The 19,229-nt window shown below is 68.9% G+C and carries 13 protein-coding genes; 7 read left to right on the top strand and 6 right to left on the bottom strand.

Annotated features, from left to right (window positions below; translation table 11 throughout):
• The first annotated feature begins 2 nt into the window (after nucleotides 1-2).
• Nucleotides 3-980: a M56 family metallopeptidase gene (locus AC3ANP_RS12640; protein ID WP_488330515.1), complete on the top strand. Its 978-nt coding sequence runs from the start codon at nucleotides 3-5 to the stop codon at nucleotides 978-980.
• 37 nt (nucleotides 981-1,017) lie between these two features.
• On the opposite strand, the gene AC3ANP_RS12635 is transcribed toward AC3ANP_RS12640, so the two are convergent.
• Nucleotides 1,018-3,126 carry a DNA gyrase/topoisomerase IV subunit B gene (locus tag AC3ANP_RS12635; protein WP_488330514.1) on the bottom strand — a complete coding sequence of 703 codons (2,109 nt, stop codon included), beginning with the start codon at nucleotides 3,124-3,126 and terminating at the stop codon, nucleotides 1,018-1,020.
• A gap of 216 nt (nucleotides 3,127-3,342) precedes the next feature.
• Between AC3ANP_RS12635 and AC3ANP_RS12630 the strand changes: the two genes are divergently transcribed.
• Nucleotides 3,343-3,564: a DUF7455 domain-containing protein gene (locus AC3ANP_RS12630; RefSeq protein ID WP_488330513.1), complete on the top strand. Its 222-nt coding sequence runs from the start codon at nucleotides 3,343-3,345 to the stop codon at nucleotides 3,562-3,564.
• A 152-nt stretch (nucleotides 3,565-3,716) separates the two neighbouring features.
• Here the strand turns inward: AC3ANP_RS12630 and AC3ANP_RS12625 are convergent, their stop codons facing one another.
• From AC3ANP_RS12625 to AC3ANP_RS12610, 4 genes are all read right to left on the bottom strand, one after another.
• Nucleotides 3,717-5,039, bottom strand: coding sequence for an RNA polymerase sigma factor (locus tag AC3ANP_RS12625; protein WP_488330512.1), 1,323 nt, complete (start codon nucleotides 5,037-5,039; stop codon nucleotides 3,717-3,719).
• Between the two features lie 272 nt (nucleotides 5,040-5,311).
• Complete coding sequence (locus AC3ANP_RS12620; protein ID WP_488330511.1) at nucleotides 5,312-6,628, bottom strand: DUF4192 family protein; 1,317 nt, start codon at nucleotides 6,626-6,628, stop codon at nucleotides 5,312-5,314.
• Between the two features lie 81 nt (nucleotides 6,629-6,709).
• Entirely contained in the window at nucleotides 6,710-8,041 is a 1,332-nt protein-coding gene (locus AC3ANP_RS12615) for an MFS transporter (RefSeq protein ID WP_488330510.1), read from the bottom strand.
• A 34-nt stretch (nucleotides 8,042-8,075) separates the two neighbouring features.
• A complete protein-coding gene (locus AC3ANP_RS12610) occupies nucleotides 8,076-9,014 on the bottom strand; it encodes a proteasome assembly chaperone family protein (protein ID WP_488330509.1) in 939 nt (312 codons plus the stop codon).
• 327 nt (nucleotides 9,015-9,341) lie between these two features.
• On the opposite strand from AC3ANP_RS12610, the gene AC3ANP_RS12605 reads away from it, so the two are divergent.
• The 5 genes from AC3ANP_RS12605 (at nucleotide 9,342) to AC3ANP_RS12585 (ending at nucleotide 15,587) form a co-directional block, all read left to right on the top strand.
• Nucleotides 9,342-10,868 (top strand): leucyl aminopeptidase, encoded by a 1,527-nt coding sequence (locus tag AC3ANP_RS12605; protein WP_488330508.1) that lies wholly within the window; start codon nucleotides 9,342-9,344, stop codon nucleotides 10,866-10,868.
• Between the two features lie 338 nt (nucleotides 10,869-11,206).
• Nucleotides 11,207-12,592 carry a dihydrolipoyl dehydrogenase gene (gene lpdA, locus AC3ANP_RS12600; protein ID WP_488330507.1) on the top strand — a complete coding sequence of 462 codons (1,386 nt, stop codon included), beginning with the start codon at nucleotides 11,207-11,209 and terminating at the stop codon, nucleotides 12,590-12,592.
• Nucleotides 12,593-12,715: 123 nt separating this feature from the next.
• Complete coding sequence (gene sucB, locus AC3ANP_RS12595; RefSeq protein WP_488330506.1) at nucleotides 12,716-14,503, top strand: 2-oxoglutarate dehydrogenase, E2 component, dihydrolipoamide succinyltransferase; 1,788 nt, start codon at nucleotides 12,716-12,718, stop codon at nucleotides 14,501-14,503.
• Nucleotides 14,504-14,587: 84 nt separating this feature from the next.
• On the top strand, nucleotides 14,588-14,941 hold the full coding sequence (locus AC3ANP_RS12590) for a hypothetical protein (RefSeq protein ID WP_488330505.1): 354 nt from the start codon (nucleotides 14,588-14,590) through the stop codon (nucleotides 14,939-14,941).
• A 217-nt stretch (nucleotides 14,942-15,158) separates the two neighbouring features.
• Nucleotides 15,159-15,587, top strand: coding sequence for an OsmC family protein (locus AC3ANP_RS12585; RefSeq protein WP_488330504.1), 429 nt, complete (start codon nucleotides 15,159-15,161; stop codon nucleotides 15,585-15,587).
• Nucleotides 15,588-15,672: 85 nt separating this feature from the next.
• Here the strand turns inward: AC3ANP_RS12585 and AC3ANP_RS12580 are convergent, their stop codons facing one another.
• Nucleotides 15,673-19,227: a S41 family peptidase gene (locus tag AC3ANP_RS12580; RefSeq protein WP_488330503.1), complete on the bottom strand. Its 3,555-nt coding sequence runs from the start codon at nucleotides 19,225-19,227 to the stop codon at nucleotides 15,673-15,675.
• Nucleotides 19,228-19,229 lie beyond the last annotated feature (2 nt).

Raw genomic sequence — 19,229 nt, 5'->3', positions numbered from 1 at the left:
GGATGTTCTGGACCTCATATTTTCTGGCGGTCCTCGCAATAGTGCTGGCGTGGCCGGTGCCTGTCCTGCTTTCCCGCGCCCAGTGGCCGGCCCGGTCGCCGTCGACGGCGATGCTGCTTTGGCAGGCGATCGCACTGGCCGGCGGCCTGTCCATGATCGGGGCCATGCTGGTCTATGGGCTGGAGCCGGCCGGGGATAACCTGCTGGCCGGCCTGAGAGCCCTGGCGGGCATGGTCTTCCGCAACGAGCCCACCACGGTGCTGGGCTTCTGGCATATCTTCGCGCTCTCCGCGGCAGCGTTGCTGGGCGCCCACCTGGTCTTTACGCTGCTGCTCACCTACTACAAGATCCGGCGGCAGCGCCGGCGGCACCGCGAGCTTCTCGCACTGCTGGCCTCCCCCTCCGCGGACGGTCCCGGCACCATGGTGATCAGCCACGACTCCCCCGTCGCCTACTGCCTGCCGGGCGGTGCCCGCTCCGTGACGGTGCTCTCGGACGGGTTGATGGCGGCGCTGGAGCCGGACGAGCTGCGCGCCGTCCTGCAGCACGAAAATGCCCACCTGAGCCAGCACCACCACCTGCTGCTGTGGGCCTTCGCGGCCTGGCGGCAGGCGCTGCCGTGGCTGCCGACCACGCGCCTGGCCCAGGAGGCGGTCAGCTCGCTGATCGAGATGCTGGCCGACGACGTCGCGCTCAAGACCGAGAGCAAGGCCGCCCTGATCAAGGCGATCGCGATCGTTGCGAGCGGTTCCACCGGCGCCCCGGAGACACGCCTCGCCTTCGGCGACGCCGCGGACGCCGGGCAGCCGGGCGCCACGGGCGGAGCAGGCGCGGCGGTCACCACCGTCTCGCGGGTGAGCCGCCTGCTCAGCCCCCGGCCGCCGCTGCCGCTGCCCTGGCGCTTCGCGGTCCTCTGCGCCTGCCTGCTGCTGCTGGCAGTGCCCACCGCGCTGCTGCTCGTCCCCGGCCTGCTGGGCTGACTGCGGCCACCGGGCCGGCTGGGCGCTCCGGGCCGGGTCAGGCGTCGATGCGTTCCCGGTCCAGGCCCGCGGCCCCGGCGATGATGAAGTCCTTGCGCGGCGCCACATCGGAGCCCATCAGCAGGTCGAACGTTTCCTCGGCCTGCTTCGCGTTCTCGATCCCGACCTTGCGCAGGGTCCGGTGCCGCGGGTCCATGGTGGTCTCCGCGAGCTGTTCCGCATCCATTTCGCCCAGGCCCTTGTAGCGCTGGATCGGCTCCTTGTACCGCTTGCCCTCCTTGGCAAGGCGGTCCAGCAGCACATGCAGTTCCGCCTCGGAGTAGGTGTAGATCATCTCGTTGGCCTTTTGGCCGGCGTTGACCACCTCCACCCGGTGCAGCGGCGGGACCGCGGCGAACACCCGGCCCTCCTCGATCATGGGCCGCATGTAGCGGAAGAACAGGGTCAGCAGCAGGGTCCGGATGTGGGCGCCGTCGACGTCGGCGTCGGTCATCAGGATGACTTTGCCGTAGCGGGCGGCGGCGATGTCGAAGCTGCGGCCGGAGCCGGCCCCGACCACCTGGATCAGGGCGGCGCATTCGGCGTTGGAGAGCATGTCCCCCACCGAGGCCTTCTGCACGTTCAGGATTTTGCCGCGGATCGGCAGCAGCGCCTGGAAGTCCGAAGAACGCGCCAGCTTGGCGGTGCCGAGGGCCGAGTCGCCTTCCACGATGAACAGCTCGGAACGGGCGACGTCGTCGGTCCGGCAGTCTGCCAGCTTGGTGGGCATCGAGGAGGTTTCCAGCGCGTTCTTCCGGCGCTGCGTCTCCTTGTGCACGCGGGCCGAGATGCGTGATTTCATCTCGCTGACGATCTTTTCCAGCAGCAGCGCCGACTGGGCCTTGTCGTTCCGGTTGGCGGACGTGAGCTTGGCGTTGATCTCCTGCTCCACCACCTTCGCCACGATGGCCCGGACCGCGGAGGTGCCGAGGATCTCCTTGGTCTGCCCCTCGAATTGCGGTTCGGCCAGGCGGACGGTCAGGACTGCCGTGAGGCCGGCGAAGATGTCGTCCTTTTCGATCTTGTCGTTCCCGGCTTTGAGCTTGCGGGCGTTCGCTTCCACGGCCTTGCGGAAGGTCTTGAGCAGCGCCTGTTCGAAGCCGGCCTGGTGCGTGCCGCCCTTGGGTGTGGCGATGATGTTGACGAAGCTGCGGACCGTGCTGTCGTAGCCGATGCCCCAGCGCAGGGCGACGTCCACCTCGCAGTCGCGTTCCACCTCGGCGAGCTGGCTGTGGCCGCGCTCGTCGAGGACGGGGACCGTCTCTTTGAACTTGCCGGCGCCGTGCAGCCGCCAGGTGTCGGTGACGGCGGGATCGGCTGCGAGGAACTCGACGAACTCGGACAGGCCGCCGTCGTGGTGGAAAACTTCCTCGTGCGGGCCGAGCTCGCCGGGCGTGCCGGCCAGCCTGCGCTCATCCCGGATGGTCAGCTTCAGGCCGGGGACCAGGAAGGACGTCTGCCGTGCCCGGTCCGCGAGCTCTGCGTAGGAGAACTTGGCGTCGGGGGTGAAGATCTGCCGGTCGGACCAGTAGCGGATCCGGGTTCCGGTCACGCCGCGCTTGGCTTTGCCCACGACGTCGAGCACCGACCCCTCGACGAACGGCTCGAAGACGGCGGCCGGATCGGGCTTGCTGCCCGGGTCCTTGAAGCGGCCGGGCTCGCCGCGGCGGAAGGACATCTTGTAGGTCTTCCCGCCACGGTCCACCTCGACCTCCAGTCGGGAGGACAGGGCGTTCACCACGGAGGCGCCCACACCGTGCAGGCCGCCGGACGCGGTGTAGGACCCGCCGCCGAACTTGCCGCCGGCGTGCAGCTTCGTAAAGACCACCTCGACGCCGGTGAGCCCGGTTTTCGGTTCGACGTCGATCGGGATGCCGCGGCCGTCGTCGTGGATCTCGACCGAATTGTCGGCGTGCAGGATGACCTTGATGTCATGGCCGAAACCTGCCAGCGCCTCGTCGACGGAGTTGTCGATGATTTCCCACAGGCAGTGCATGAGACCGCGGGAGTCCGTGGAGCCGATGTACATGCCCGGGCGTTTCCGGACGGCCTCCAAGCCTTCCAGCACGGAGAGATGCCGGGCGGTGTAATCAGAACTTGGTGCCACGGGTGGGAAACTCCTTCGGGGGACGGAACGTAACAGACGCTCTTTCTAGGGTAGTCGGCCAGCCGCCGGTCACCGGGTTGCCACTCCTGGGATGCAGGCCATGGTTCAGACGTTACTGGGCCGTGATACGCGGACAGCGAACTTGGCCCATCCGTGCCATGGAATGTCTGCGAATGCTGGTTATATAGGTGTAACGAACTACCAGGGAGGCCGACCATGACCACAGCAGTTGCGGACCGCACGCTCACCACCGTTGACCGGTGCGACCGTTGCGGAGCCCAGGCATACGTACGGGTTGTTCTTGGAGCCTCCGGCGGTGAATTGCTTTTCTGCGCTCACCACGCACGCGCCGTAGAACCGAACCTCAGGCCGCTCAGTTCCGACTGGCATGACGAGACGAGCCGTCTCCACGAGAAGGCACCGGTTTCGGTCGACTAATTTCGACCGGCCGCACCGGCGGCCGGAAAGGGCCCCTCCCGTTCGGGAGGGGCCCTTTCCGCGTTCCCGGGGATGGGCGGGAACCGCAACGCGGGGCCGTTTCCGGCCCCGCGTTTGTTGTACCGGTGGTGGTCCGGTATTCCTGGGGCTGCCTAGTCCAGGTAGTCCCGGAGGACCTGGGACCGCGACGGGTGCCGCAGCTTCGACATGGTCTTCGATTCGATCTGGCGGATGCGTTCGCGCGTGACGCCGTAGACCTTTCCGATTTCGTCTAAAGTCTTCGGCTGCCCGTCGGTGAGTCCGAAGCGCATGGCGACGACGCCGGCCTCACGCTCGGACAGGGTGTCCAGGACCGAGTGCAGCTGTTCCTGCAGCAAGGTGAAGCTCACGGCGTCGGCCGGAACCACGGCCTCCGAGTCCTCGATCAGGTCACCGAACTCCGAGTCGCCGTCCTCGCCAAGCGGGGTGTGCAGCGAGATCGGTTCGCGGCCGTACTTCTGGACCTCAACGACCTTTTCGGGGGTCATGTCGAGTTCGAGCGCGAGCTCTTCCGGGGTGGGTTCCCGGCCGAGGTCCTGCAGCATCTGGCGCTGGACGCGGGCCAGCTTGTTGATGACTTCCACCATGTGGACCGGGATGCGGATGGTGCGGGCCTGGTCCGCCATGGCACGGGTGATGGCCTGGCGGATCCACCAGGTGGCGTAGGTGGAGAACTTGAAGCCCTTGGTGTAGTCGAACTTCTCGACCGCACGGATCAGGCCCAGGTTGCCTTCCTGGATCAGGTCCAGGAACAGCATGCCGCGGCCGGTGTAGCGCTTGGCCAGCGAAACCACCAGACGGAGGTTGGCCTCGAGCAGGTGGTTCTTGGCGCGTTTGCCGTCGTGGATGACGAATTCGAGTTCGCGCTTGAGCTTCGGGTCCATCGAGCCGTCGTCGGCGTTGATTTTCTCCTCGGCAAACAGGCCGGCCTCGATCCGCAGCGCAAGGTCGACTTCCTGCTCGGCGTTCAGCAGGGCCACCTTGCCGATCTGCTTCAGGTAATCCTTGACCGGGTCGGCGGTGGCGCCGGCGGACATCACCTGCTGGACCGGGGCGTCGTCGTCGTCCGCATCGGAGTAGACGAATCCGGATCCGGTCGCCGCGGTGGCAGCCTTGCCGGACTCCTCGCCCTCTTCACCGAGGTCGGCGGCGTTGGGGTTCACATCGTCGGCGTCCTCATCGGCCTCGACGTCGTCGGCATCTTCGTCACGGGCCTTGTTCGCGGCCTCGGCGGCGGCTTTGGCACCGGGCTTCGGTCCACGCTTCTTGGGTTCGGCTTTGACTGCCGGGGCGTCGCCGGCGGCAGCTGCGGCAGCTTTGGCCGCCTTGTTGGCTGCACGTGTGGCGGCGCGCTTAGCGTTTGCCGCCGCCTTCTTCTCCTCGGGAGACAATACGGCCTGGTCGGCGGGTTCCTTCTTCGCGGAAGACGGGGTCACAGAAAACCTTTCTAGCGGCGGTCTGTGGAATCACCATACGGGCAACACCACTATGACCCTGTCAAGTCCGTGTTTCACATCAAGCGCAATCAGGACCAGCAGAGTCACCTAGTACAACTGCCGGAGCGACCGTAATGTTCCCTGTTGCCAGAGTTCGTTACGCGCACTCAATACACGGACCCAACCGGGTCTCGGCAACTATTGTCTCACGATTTTCCGCCGCAGGCCCCGGAAACGCCCCGGGCAGCACCGGCGGCCGCCGCCGGCCCTCCTCAGGCCGCGTCCGGATCAAACTTCTGCCACGCGGCATCCCGGCGGCGCGCCCAGCCGCAGAGGGTACCGCGCCGCACGAGCTCGGCCAGCAGCTCCGCCAGCCGGTAACCGGGCTGGTCCGCGGCAGCCGCCGTAAAGAAGGCATCGGCGAACGAACCGCGGCCGCGGCACCACTCGATCCAGCCGCGGGCAGTCAGCGCCGCGGCCCGGGCCTCGCCGCCTCCGCAGTCAGCCAGCCTGGCCAGGATCCGGTCCAGGCTGCCCAGCCGGTCCCAGTCCGGGATTGGCGGGGCGACACCCAGCAGCACCTCACCGTAGCCGGGCAGCGGCGCGGCTGCGGCGACGGCGACGGCGGGGCCCGCGGCGGCTGCGGCTGCGGCTGCGCCTGCGGCTGCCGGGGCTGCGGCATCCGGCTCCGGGCGCGGCGCCGCCGGGAAGCCGTCGAGAGGCGGCAGCGGCGCGGGCGTGCCCGGTGCGCCGTCGAACAGGTTGAATTCCTCGGCGCCGGCCGTGGCAGCAGCCCGGCCGGCGGCAGCCATGACGAGAACCGCGTCGCGCCACGACGCCACACACAGGGTGGCCCGGAGGTACCCGGCCAGGCCGGCCGGCAACTGCTCCGGTGGCGTTGCGGCCGGCCCCAGCACCCGCTCCCAGACGTCCAGCACCGAGTCAAACTGCGACCGGTCCCGCCACCGGCCGGAAAGGATCCGGGACCAGTCCTGCGCCGCTTCCAGCGCGGCCGCATCGCTGCGGACCGGTCCGGGCGCGGCGAGTGCCGGGGCGGTTCCGACGCTGCTGCCGCGAAAGACGAGTTCGGCACTGAGCCGGCTGTTCCTGATCTCCTCGACCGGCCGGCCCGGCGACGGACAACATGCCGCGTTGGTGCAGTAGGCGTTGCGCCAGTGCCGCTCACCGATCAGCCACGCGTCCCGCACCGGCATGCCGGCCGCGTCCAGTGCGCCTTCCAGTTCGAGCAGGAGCCTTGCCAGCACCGGATCGGCCCCGGCCCCCGCGCTGGCCCCGGCCCCGCGGGCGGTGGGGCTTCCGCCCCTCCCGCCCGTAAAGAAGGCGAGCAGGACGCCGTCGGCCCGGTCATCGGCGGCCAGATAGTCCCGCACGGTCCGGGCGAAGGCCGCCGGTCCGGCGGACCGGCGGCGCGCGGGCTCCGGGAGGTCGACGCGCAGGGTGGCCCCCAGCCGCTTGCCCTGCAGGGTCATGGCGACCAGGCTGTTGACCGGCCAGTACCCCAGGGAATGCGGAATGAAGCCGAGGATGTCTTCGGGACCGGTGACGGTCAGGTGGTCAGGAGCTGTCATAACCCAAGCCTCGCGGCCGGCCGCCGGCGGCGTCAGTGCACCGCGGCCCTATGTGGACAACTCCGGCCGGCACGCTCGGCGCTAGGGTGTGCGGCGGCGCTCCGCGACCGTCCTGCGCGCCCGGCCCAGGGACTTCAGCAGCGGGGGCACCTTCACGCCCTGCTCGGCCATCTGCCGGCGGACTTTCCGGCGGGTGGTGAGGATCGCGGCCGAGCCGGCCGCCAGGAGCACGAACTGCACACACAGGGCCAGCCGGAACGCGTCCAGGCTGTAGAGCCCTGCCGGCGAAAACCCGGACAGGTGCAGCGCGTCGAGCGCCAGGCCGATCAGGAAGATGGACAGCAGCGCGGCGATGAACCCGCCGACGTTGACGATGCCGGTGGCGGTTCCAATCCGGTGTGCCGGGTTGAAGGTCCTGGCGAAGTCGAACCCGATCATCGACCCCGGGCCGCCGATGGCCAGGACCACCACCAGGCCGGCCAGCAGCCAGAGCGGGGAACGCCCCGGTTGCAGCAGCACCGTGGCCCAGGCCGCGGCCGTGGCAGCGGCGATCAGCAGCACCATCGTGGAGCGGCGCATCGGGTGACGGGCCACGAACCTGCCCATCAGCGGCCCGGCGGCGATTCCGGCGGCGACATAGAGGGCCATCAGCGCTGAGACGGTACCCCCTCCCAGGCCCTGGGCCGAGATCAGGAAGGGGTAGCCCCAGGTCATGGCGAACACGGTGCCGCTGAACTGGACAGTGAAGTGGCTCCACATTCCGAGCCTGGTGCCTGGCTGCCGCCAGGCGCTCGAGAGCGACACGCCGGTGGCGCGCAGCCCCGCGGACGGTTTCGCGGCGGCGTGGCCGGGCGGCACGTCCTGCAGGAGCAGGACCACCAGCACCACGGACAGTCCGGACATGCCGGCCAGGGTCAGGAAGGCGGGGGTCCAGCCGGCGCTGTGCAGGATGATCGCGAACGGCACCACGGAGAAGAGCTGGCCGAGCTGGCCGGACATGCCGGTGAGCTGGGTGAGGAGCGGAACCCGGGCGGGGGCGAACCAGAGCGGGATCAGCCGGATAACGGAGACGAAGGTCATCGCGTCGCCGGCGCCTACCAGGATGCGGCCCAGTACGCCGCCGGGGACCGTTTCGGCAAAGGCGAGCTGCAGTTGCCCGGCACCCATCAGGACGGCGCCGCCGGCCAGCATGGCCCGGGACCCGAAACGGTCCACCAGCACGCCAACGGGGATCTGCAGGGCGGCGTAGACCAGCAGCTGCAGGACGGTGAAGAAGGAGATGCCGGCGGCGGTGGCATGGAAACGCTCGGTGGCTTCCAGCCCCACGACACCGAATGAGGTGCGCTGGCTGACCGCCACGAGGTACGCGAACACCCCAACGATCCAGATAAGCCAGGCGCGGGGTGCGGTCACTCCCCCATTATGCCCCGTTCGGCTAAAAGGTGATTTATTCGCTCGGCTCTTCGCGGGCCAGGTAGGCCTCGACGGCGGCCCCCAGGGCATCGGCGTTGGGCAGCTGGTCGTTCTCGTCCGCGAGCAGGGACCGGCGCACCGTGCCTTCCGCTTTCTCGTCGTAGCGGGTCTCCAGCCGGGCCACGACCTGCTGGACCTCGGCGGAGGCCTCGATCTGCTCGGCGATCTGCCGCCCGACGTCGCGGCCTGCCTCGCGGAGGCGGTCGGTGGGCAGCATCAGGGAGGTCGCCGCGCCGAGGTATTCCAGTCCGGCGACGGCGGCCGTGGGGTATTCGGCCTCGGCCAGGTAGTGCGGGACATGGATGACGTAGCCGGCGATGTTCCGGCCGGCATCGACCAGCCGGAGTTCGAGGATATGGCCGACGGCGGCGGGTACCTCCACGGTGGGCTTCCAGACCGAGATTCCTTCAATCAGCTCCGGACGGTTGCCGTGCACGGTGACGCCGACCGGCCGGGTGTGCGGCACGGGCATCGGGATCGAGTGGATCCAGGCCGCCAGGTTGACGTCAAGGTGTTCGACAATTCCGACCACGGCACGGGCGAAGCGTTCCCATTGCAGGTCCGGCTCGAACCCGGCCAGCAGCAGGAACGGCTTGCCCAGACCGTCGGTCAGCCGGTAGAGCGACAGCCGGGGCGGCTGGTAGTCCTGCAGGTGGTCCTCGACGAAGCTCACCTGCGGCCGGCGGGACCGGTAATCCATCAGCTGGTCGGCGTCGAACTCAGCAACCAGTTCGGAGTCGAGGGTGTCGAGCAGTTCGGCGGTGATCTGCTTGACCACGTGCCCCGCGTCGGCGAAGCCGGTGAATCCCATCACCAGGTTCAGGCCGCGCAGTTCGGGGCTGTGGAACAGCGCGTCGTCGCGGACGTACAGCGTTTCAGGGTCCAGCAGGGAACCGGAAATCCGTTCCATCACGGCATGTTCCTTTCGTGGTAGTAGGGCTGGGGTCAGCACGGCCCGCATCGTCGCGGGCGGATGGCGGCGGCCGGGCGCAGCGGCGCCAGGCGTGCCGATACCAGCTACAACGCGCTGGCCGACGCGGTAATTCCTGCCCCCGTTGTGGGCCAGCTCTCATTAAATTGAACTCCGGCACCGGGGAGAGACTACGATCGGGACTGGCCCTGGAAAGGGCCGTGCAGACACCGGTACGCGTGCAATGCCGACGGTGCCTGGGGTAGCCATGGCAGGGCGCCGAACATGCAGTCCCTGCCGAAATGTCGCAGAGAATTGAGGACTGTCCTCGTGGTTAAGAATACCGAAGTCAAAGTGAGCGCGATCGCCGGAGACTTGAAGAAGTCCCCGTCCGATGCCCTCGTCGTGGGCGTGGCACAGGGTGCGGATGGTCCCGTGCTGCTGGCGAACCCGCTGACGGCCAAGGCCGCGGAGGCGCTCGCGGAGTCCCTGGCCGGTCTTGGCCTCACCGGAGCCGCCGACCAGGCACACCGTCTGCCGGGACTGCCGGAAGCGGGCGCGGCCATCCTCGTCCTCGCCGGGGTCGGTAAGGTCGCCGCGGATACCCCGCTCTCCGAAGAAGCGCTGCGCCGGGCCGCCGGCTCCGCGGTGCGCCAGCTCGCCGGGGTCGGCACCGTCACCCTCGCGCTCCCGACGCCGGATCTCGGCGCCGTCGCCGCGGTTGCGGAGGGCGCCGCAATGGGCGCCTACGCGTTCAACGAGTACCGCTCGGCCAAGGACGGCGTCAAGGAGCCGGTCAAGCACGTGCGCATCCACACGGACCTCGCCGCTGCCAACGGCATCGGCCCGGTGCTGGAGCGTGCCGCGCTGATTGGCAAGTCCGTCAACGCCACGCGCTCACTCGTGAACCAGCCGCCCAGCCATCTGTACCCCGAAACGTTCGCCGACGCCGCAAGGGATCTGGCCAAGGGCCTGCCGGTGAAGGTCACGGTCTGGGACGAGAAGCGGCTGGAAAAGGACGGATTCGGCGGCATCCTGGGCGTCGGCAAGGGTTCCACCCGGCAGCCGCGCCTGGTCAAGGTCGAATACGCTCCGGCCAGGGCCGCGGCGAAAATCGCCCTGGTAGGCAAGGGCATCACTTTTGATACCGGCGGAATCTCGCTTAAGCCGCACCTGGGCATGGGCGAAATGAAGAGCGACATGGCCGGCGCCGCCGTCGTGCTGAACACCGTGCTCGCACTCACCGAACTGCGGCTGCCGGTGAAGGCAACGGCGTGGCTCTGCATCGCCGAAAACATGCCCTCCGGCGCCGCACAGCGCCCCGCCGACGTGCTGACGATCTTCGGCGGCAAGACCGTCGAGGTCCTCAACACCGACGCCGAGGGCCGCCTCGTGATGGCCGACGGCATCGCGGCCGCCAGCGAGGAGCACCCGGATGTGATCATCGACGTCGCCACCCTCACCGGCGCCCAGCTGATCGCCCTCGGCAACCGCACCGCCGGCGTGATGGGTTCCGAGTCCGTCACCGGCGCGCTGAAGGCCGCCGCGGACCGTGCCGGCGAGCTGGTCTGGCCGATGCCCCTGCCGGAGGAGTTGCGTCCCACCCTGGACTCCCAGGTCGCCGACATCGCCAACATCGGCGAACGCCACGGCGGCATGATGACGGCGGCCGTGTTCCTAAAGGAATTCGTTGGCAAGGGCAAGGACGGGGAACAGATCCCCTGGGCCCACATTGACATCGCCGGCCCGTCCTTCAACAGCGGCAGCCCGTACGGCTACAACCACAAGCAGGGCACCGGCTGCACGGTGCGCACCCTGGTGGCCTACGTCGAGGACATCCTCGCCCAGGCCGCCTGAACCGCAGCGCCGCGCCGCGGCCGGGCTGACCGGTCCGGCGCGGCCCTGCGCCGGCGCCGATCTTCCCGGCACAGGGCCGCGTGAGACTCGCCACAATGCGGTCCCCAAACGCCACGGCAAGGTGGAGCATGGATTGGTGGTTCGCTAAGGTGAACCGTAGTTTCAAATACGTGGGCTTCACAGCGTTGGTTCCACCGGCGGTGATTCCACCAGCAGCAATCCGAACACAAGTAATTCCAAACGAAAGGGAACCGGTCCGCCGGCAGCTCTAGGCAGGCAGGTTCCAAGACCAGATGATGCGTACTCTCGTGTCATCGTTCACGCGAGGGAGCGTTTAAGTGGCCGATCAGGCAACTGCGCAAGAATTCGACATCCTGGTACTCGGCGGCGGCAGCGGCGGCTACGCTACTGCGCTCCGCGCCGTCCAGCTCGGCCTTACCGTCGGCCTCATCGAAAAGGGAAAGCTGGGCGGCACCTGCCTGCACAACGGCTGTATCCCCACCAAGGCCCTGCTGCACTCAGCGGAACTGGCCGACCACGCCCGTGACTCCGCCAAGTACGGCGTCAACGTCACCCTGGACAGCATCGACATCAACGCTGTCAACGCCTACAAGGACGGCATCATTGCCGGCAAGTTCAAGGGCCTGCAGGGACTGCTCAAGTCCAAGAAGGGCATCACCGTCATCGAGGGCGAAGGCAAGCTCCAGGGCAGCGACACCGTCGTCGTGAACGGCACCGCCTACAAGGGCAAGAACATTGTCCTCGCCACCGGTTCCTACTCCCGCACCCTGCCCGGCCTCGAAATCGGCGGCAAGGTGATCACCTCGGACGAAGCCCTCACGATGGACTTCATCCCCAAGAGCGCCATCATCCTCGGCGGCGGCGTGATCGGCGTCGAGTTTGCCTCGGTCTGGAAGTCGTTCGGCGTGGACGTCACCATCGTCGAGGGCCTGCCTTCCCTCGTCCCGAACGAAGACGCCACGATCGTCAAGGCCTTCGAGCGGGCGTTCAAGAAGCGCGGCATCAAGTTCTCCACCGGCGTCTTCTTCCAGGGCGTTGAGCAGAACGACGACGGCGTGAAGGTCACCCTCGTCGACGGCAAGACGTTCGAGGCGGACCTCCTGCTGGTCGCCGTCGGCCGCGGCCCGGTCACGGCGAACCTCGGCTACGAGGAAGCGGGCCTGACCATTGACCGCGGCTTCGTGATCACCAACGAGCGCCTGCACACCGGCGTCGGCAACATCTACGCCGTGGGCGACATCGTCCCCGGCGTCCAGCTCGCACACCGCGGCTACCAGCAGGGCATCTTCGTGGCCGAGGAAATCGCCGGCCTCAAGCCGGTCGTGGTCGAAGACGTCAACATCCCCAAGGTCACCTACTCCGAACCGGAGATCGCCACCGTGGGCTATTCCGAGAAGGCCGCCAAGGCCAAGTTCGGTGATGACCAGGTCGAGACCCAGGAATACAACCTCGCCGGCAACGGCAAGAGCTCCATCCTCGGCACCTCGGGCCTGGTGAAGCTGGTCCGCCAGAAGGACGGCCCGGTCGTCGGCGTCCACATGATCGGCGCCCGCATGGGCGAGCAGATCGGCGAGGCGCAGCTGATCGTGAACTGGGAGGCCTACCCGGAGGATGTGGCCCAGCTGGTCCACGCCCACCCGACGCAGAACGAGGCCCTCGGCGAGGCCCACCTCGCCCTCGCCGGCAAGCCGCTGCACGGCTAGCAGCCCCGCAGCACCGCAAGACCCCAGGGCTTAGTGCGCCCGGCCCGAAAAAGCCGGGTGCACTAAGCTCGATCAAGGCAGCATTCATCCGCACTAAAGATCAATAAGGAGAACGGGGACGACATGTCTGAATCCGTTAACTTGCCCGCCCTCGGTGAGAGCGTCACCGAAGGAACCGTCACCCGCTGGCTGAAGCAGGTAGGTGACCGGGTAGAGGTGGACGAGCCCCTGCTCGAGGTCTCCACCGACAAGGTCGACACCGAAATCCCCTCTCCGATCGCCGGTGTGATCGAGGAAATCCTGGTCGCGGAAGACGAGACCGCCGAGGTTGGCGCGCCGCTGGTCCGCATCGGCGACGGCTCCGGCTCCGGCTCCGGCGAGGCTGCCGCTCCGGCCGCAGAGGAAGCTCCGGCCGAGTCGCCGTCCGCCGCCGAGGCCCCGGCTCCCGAAGCCGAAGCGCCGTCCGCTGAGGCACCGTCCGCTGAAGCACCGGCCGCTGAAGCCGCCGCACCCGCGGCCGAAGCCGCCGCTCCGGCACCCTCCGGCGAGGGCCACGAGGTGACGCTGCCCGCCCTGGGCGAGAGCGTTACCGAGGGTACCGTCACGCGCTGGCTCAAGAGCATCGGTGACAATGTCGAGGTCGACGAGCCGCTGCTGGAAGTCTCCACCGACAAGGTCGACACCGAGATCCCCTCTCCGGTTGCCGGCACCCTGCAGGAAATCCGCGTGGCGGAGGACGAGACGGCCGAGGTCGGGTCCGTCCTGGCCGTCATCGGTTCCGGCGCAGCTGCCCCGGCCGCCGCGCCGGCGCCGGAAGCTCCGAAGCAGGAAGCTCCGAAGCAGGAGGCGCCCAAGCAGGAAGCCCCCGCACCCGAAGCCCCGAAGCAGGAGGCGCCCAAGCAGGAGGCCCCGGCTCCTGCCGCAGCTCCCCAGCAGGAAGCGCCCGCCGCTGCAGGCCCGGCCGCTCCGGCTGCAGGCGCCGAGTCCGGCTACGTCACTCCCCTGGTCCGCAAGCTCGCCAACCAGCAGGGCGTCGACATCGCCTCGCTGACCGGCACCGGCGTCGGCGGCCGCATCCGCAAGCAGGACGTACTGGCCGCTGCCGAAGCGAAGGCAGCCCCGGCCGCCGCCGCGCCCGCCGCATCCTCTGCAGCCCCGGCAGCGCGTCCCTCCGCAGATCAGTCTTCACTGCGCGGCACCGTACAGAAGGCCCCGCGCATCCGCCAGGTCATCGCCCGCCGCATGCGCGAGTCGCTGGACATCTCCACCCAGCTGACCCAGGTGCACGAGGTGGACATGACCAAGGTTGCCAAGCTGCGCGCCAAGGCCAAGAACTCCTTCCAGGCCCAGAACGGTTCCAAGCTGACCTACCTGCCGTTCATCGCGAAGGCCGTTGCCGAGGCCCTGAAGCAGCACCCCAAGCTCAACGCCGCTTATGACGAAGAGAAGCAGGAGATCACCTACCACAACGCCGAGCACCTGGCGATTGCGGTGGACACCGACAAGGGCCTGCTGGTTCCGGTCATCGCGGACGCCGGCAGCCTGAACCTCGCCGGCCTGGCCGGAAAGATCGCCGACGTCGCGGACCGCACCCGCAAGGGCAAGATCGGCCCGGACGAGCTCTCCGGCGGCACCTTCAGCATCACCAACATCGGTTCCGTGGGCGCGCTGTTCGATACCCCGATCATCAACCAGCCGCAGGTAGCCATCCTGGGTACCGGCGCGATCGTCAAGCGCGCCGTGGTGGTCTCGGATGAGAATGGCGACGACTCCATTGCCATCCGCTCGATGATGTACCTGTCGCTGACGTACGACCACCGCCTGGTGGACGGCGCCGACGCGGGCCGGTTCCTGCAGACGCTGAAGGCACGCCTTGAAGAGGGCGCCTTCGAGGCCGACCTCGGCCTCTAGCACCACCGCACCATGAGTGCCGCCTTCCCTGCCGGGAGGGCGGCACTTTGCGGTTTACAGACAGGTAGTCGCTAAACTGGCGTTATGGACAACTTCTTAGTTTATGTACTGCTCTTCCTGCACATTCTCGGTGCAGCGGCCATCGTGGGCGGCTGGTTTGCCACCTTCAAGAAGCCCACCATCCTGCCCGTTCAGCTCTGGGGAGCCATCGCCCAGCTGGTGACGGGCCTGGCCTTCGTGGGCATCGCAGGCGCCAGCCATACGGACATGAACTACACGAAGATCGCAGTTAAGTCGGTCATCGCCATCGCCGTCCTGGTCCCGGCCATCATCGGTTACCGCAAAGCCAAGGCCGGGCAGCCGGTGCCCACCGGCCTGGCCCACGCCGTCGGCGGCATGGCCCTGATCAACGTCGCGGTGGCCACCCTCTGGCACTAGGACCGGCCCCCACGAACGACGGCGGCGCTCCCCCACACGGGTGCGTCGCCGTCGGCGTTAACCCGGTTCCGGCCACACCGGGAGCGGGAATCCGCAGGGCCGGGAATCGCCTGGCAGCGGACACCGGGTGCGGCGGCGGTGCAGATTCCCTAGGATGGGACACGGCAGGATCGGCCGGTTGGCCGGATCGCTGATTCAACGACGCTGAGGAGTGGACATGGCAACAACACGCACCGCACACACTGTATGGAACGGTGACCTGATGTCAGGAGCGGGGAACACCACCCTGGACAGCTCCGGGCTCGGCAATTTCGACGTCACCTGGAAGGCCCGCGCCGAGGCAGCCGAAGGCAAGACCAGCCCCGAGGAACTGATCGCGGCCGCGCACTCCGCGTGTTTCTCGATGGCGTTCAGCCACGCGCTGGCGCAGGCCGGACACGCCCCGGAGGAAGTCAACACCAAGGCCGATGTCACGTTTGAACCCGGCACCGGGATCACCGGCAGCCACCTGACCCTGACCGCGCGGGTGCCCGGCATCTCCGAGGACGAATTCCAGCGCCTGGCCGAGGAAGCCAAGTCCGGCTGCCCGGTATCCGCGGCGCTGACCGGGATCAAGATCAGCCTGGACGCCACGCTGGCCGCCTAGCAGCCAGCTCCCCCAAGGGACGCCGAAGGCCCCCGCACCGGATTTCCCGGGGCGGGGGCCTTCGTGTGTGTGCTAGCTTCCCTGGTTAGTTTCCCGGGCGGGCCGGCAGCGGGGCGGGCCGGACGTTGCGGTAACCTTCCCGCAGCGGCGGCCGGTCGGTCGGCAGTTCCTGGATCATTTCCTTCAGGGCACCGATGCCGTACTCCAGCTGCGGGTCGGTCGCGGCCGCGTAGGCGTGCGGCGGAAAGACCACCTCGATGTCCGGGGCAACGCCGTAGTTCTCCACGCCCCAGCCCACCCCGCCGCTGAACCAGGTGGCATAGCGGGGCTGGGTAACCCCGGTACCGTCCGCGAGGGCGAAGCGGTTGTCGATGCCCACGACGCCGCCCCAGGTCCGGGTGCCGATCACCGGTCCGATGCCGCGGAGCTTGGAGACCTGGGTGATGATGTCGCCGTCGGATCCGGCGAACTCGTCGGTGAGGATGATGACCGGGCCCCGCGGGGCGTGGTGCGGGTACGTGCGCGGGCGCTCACCCCGCGGCATGCTCCAGCCGGTGACCTTGCGGCCGATCAGTTCCGCCACGAGCTGCGAGGTGTGGCCGCCACGGTTGCGCCGGACGTCGACGATCAGCCCGTCGAGCGAGGTCTCGGTGTCCAGGTCCCGGTGCAGCTGCGCCCAGCCGTTGGCCATCATGTCCGGGATGTGCAGGTAGCCGAAAGTTCCGTGCGAGGCGTCGCGGACGGTCCGGCGGTTGGCCGCGACCCATTCCTGGTAGCGCAGCCGCTCCTCATCCTTGACCGGAACGACCGCCACGCGCCGTTGTTCGCCGGCGCGGGCGCCGTGCCCTGGCCCGTTGCGCAGGGTCAGCTCCACTGCCCGGCCGGCCGCCCCGGCCAGCTGCATGGCCGGCGTCAGGGTCTCGGACAGCTCAACGCCGTCGATCGCCAGCAGCACATCTCCGCCGCGCGCATCGGCCCCCGGCCGGGTCAGCGGCGAGGTGGCCAGCGGGTCGGAGGACTCCCCGGCGAGGATGCGGGTGATTTCCCAGCCCTGGCCGGTGTAGGCCAGATCGGCTCCCAGCCGGCCCTGGCCGTTGCTGCCCTGTTCCGTCACCGGCGCCGGACGGACATAGGCGTGGGAGGTTCCCAGCTCGCCGTGGAGCTCCCAAAGCACGTCGACCAGGTCGTCGTGCGAGCCCAGCCGGTCCACCAGCGGCCGGTAGCGGGCATGAACGGAATCCCAGTCCTGGCCGGCCATGTCCTCGGTCCAGAAGAAGTCGCGTTGCAGTCGCCATGCCTCGTCGAAGGCCTGGCCCCAGACGCTGACCGGATCCAGGCGGACCCGGATACGGCTCAGGTCCACACTGACCAGCTGACCGGAGTCCGCATCGGCCTTGGCCGCGGCGGGCACCACGCGGATCTGCTTGTCCTGCACCAGGACCACCTTCTCACCGTTGCCGGTGAGCCGGTACCGCTCCAGTTCCTCGACGATCGTGGTGCTGCGGCGTTGGGCGAGGTCGAAGCGGACCAGGCTCGGGGCCGCGTTCTTGTCTTCCAGGCTGGCGCGGCCCTCTCCGGTCACGCCGGCGAGTTCGTGGTCGAGCCAGAGCAGCGCCCCCGTGGTCGCGGTGAGGTCCGTGTAGTTGCCCTGCGGCACCGGGACGCTGATGACGCGGTGCCCCAGCCCCTCGGCGTCGACCCGGACCGCGGCGGGGGCGTCTGCCGCTGCGGCAGCCCCGGGGGCTTCGGCGGCGTCGGCGTCGGTGAGCGCGATGTCGGGGCCGAACGGCGATGGCGTGTCCGCGGCCAGGGCCACCAGGTAGGGCTTGATCGGGCTCGGGAAGGACAGGTCGAACGAGTGTCCGTCGTAGACCGGGTCGAAGCTGCGGTTGGACAGGAAGGCGAGGAATTTTCCGTCCGGGGTGAAGGCCGGCGATTCATCCCGGAACCGGCCGTCGGTGACCTCGATGATTCCGGTTTTCCCCGCCCGGTCCGATTGCGTTGCTGCCGCCCCTGCTGCGGCGGCCGGGATGGCGGCCAGCCGGAGCCGGGTGCGGGAGCCGAAGGAGGTGACGGGCTCCGACCAGCCCAGCCAGGCCGAGTCCGGCGACCAGGTGAAGCCTTCGATACTGCCCTCCCCGATGCTGCTGAGCAGGGTCAGGGTCCCGCTGCGGGTGTCCGCGAGAAAGACGTCGCCGAAGGAGGTTCCGACGGCAAGCCAGGCGCCATCCGGGCTGGCTTCCATGGCGCTGGCCCTGTTCGGGGCAGGAAAGTCGATCCGGACCGGCCGGTCCGTGGCCGGGGACTGCGGCCCGCTGGCGGGAGCTTCGGGCTGTGCCGGGCCGTCGGCCGCTGTCCCCGGGGCGGGATCGGCAGCGGCGACGTCGGCCGGCGCCACGGTGGCGGCAGCGCCGGCGCCTTGCCGCGCCAGGGAGGCGGCGGAAACCGGCCGGGGCAACATGCCTTGCTCAACGTCGGCGGCGGGCAGGTCCTCCGGTGCGGCGGCAGGCGGGACGGCGGCCGCGGTGGCCTGTCCCCCGCCGCCCGGCACGGGCGCCGCGATGGTTTTGAGGTAGAGCGCTTCGGCTCCGTCGTGATCGGCGATGTAGGCGATCCGGCCGGCGCCGTAGGGCCGGGGCAGCCGGGCGCGGACGCCCGGGGTGGCCTCGACCACCCGGGACGGCCCGTCTTTATGCCGCAGCCAGTGCAGTGTGCCGTGAGCTTCCACGGCGCTGGAATCGCCGGTCTGGTCCGGGATGACGTCGCCGAGGTGGCGGGCTGGTTTCAGCGCCGACGGGCGGCGGGCTTCCGAGGCGGAGCCCAGGGTGATGCCAAGTTTGACCGGCTCGGCGTCGAGGCCGGACAGCAGCCAGAGTTCCCCGGCCGATTCAAAGACCACACGCCGGCCGTCCGAGGCTGCGTGCCGGACGTAGAAGTCCTCGTGGTCGGTGTGGCGGCGGAGGTCGGCGCCGCTGGGCAGCACCGAGTAGAGGTTGCCGTAGCCTTCGTGGTCGGAAAGGAACGCGATCCTGCCGCCGACCCACATCGGGTCGGTGAGGTTCCCGTCGAGCTCCGGTGCGAGCCGCTCGAACTCGCCATTGCCGTCGGCGTCGATCCACAGTTTGCCTGCTGCGCCGCCGCGGTAGCGCTTCCACCAGGCCGGTTCGCGGGAGAGCACGCTGGCCAGGACCACGGGGCGTTCGTCGCCGACGACGGTGCCGTAGGCCACGGACTCCACCGGGCCGAACGGCAGCTCCGCGGCCCAGCCACCGTTGACGGGCAACCGGTAGGCGTGTGTGAGGCGGCTGTCCGCCTGGCGGAAGGCGCTCGTGACCACCACGTCCCCTTCCGGGGTGAAGCCCTTGACCCGGGTTGAGCCGTGACCAAAGTAGCTCAACTGCCGGTAGCCGCCGCCGTCGACGTCGGCAGTGACGACCTCCGGTGCGGTGCCCTGGATGACCGTCCAGACCAGGCGCTTCCCGTCCGGTGTGAACCGGGGGTTGCGGGCCGGCAGTTGCCGCGCCGAGACCCGCCAGGCACGGCCGCCGGTCAGGGGTGCGAGCCAGACGTCGTCCTCGGCCACGAAGGTGATCAGATCGCCGTGCAGATGCGGGAAACGGAGGTAACTCGAAGAGGTCATCG

This window comes from Arthrobacter sp. JB02-1C, assembly GCF_057748045.1.
Note: the sequence above shows the minus strand (reverse complement) of the source record. Positions and strands in the feature narration are given on the sequence as shown.

Coding starts and splice junctions, on each gene's coding strand:
- AC3ANP_RS12640 (WP_488330515.1), top strand. CDS start 3: ATGTTCTGGACCTCATATTTTCTGGCGGTCCTCGCAATAGTGCTGGCG.
- AC3ANP_RS12630 (WP_488330513.1), top strand. CDS start 3,343: ATGACCACAGCAGTTGCGGACCGCACGCTCACCACCGTTGACCGGTGC.
- AC3ANP_RS12620 (WP_488330511.1), bottom strand. CDS start 6,628: ATGACAGCTCCTGACCACCTGACCGTCACCGGTCCCGAAGACATCCTC.
- sucB (WP_488330506.1), top strand. CDS start 12,716: ATGTCTGAATCCGTTAACTTGCCCGCCCTCGGTGAGAGCGTCACCGAA.
- AC3ANP_RS12590 (WP_488330505.1), top strand. CDS start 14,588: ATGGACAACTTCTTAGTTTATGTACTGCTCTTCCTGCACATTCTCGGT.
- AC3ANP_RS12585 (WP_488330504.1), top strand. CDS start 15,159: ATGGCAACAACACGCACCGCACACACTGTATGGAACGGTGACCTGATG.
- AC3ANP_RS12580 (WP_488330503.1), bottom strand. CDS start 19,227: ATGACCTCTTCGAGTTACCTCCGTTTCCCGCATCTGCACGGCGATCTG.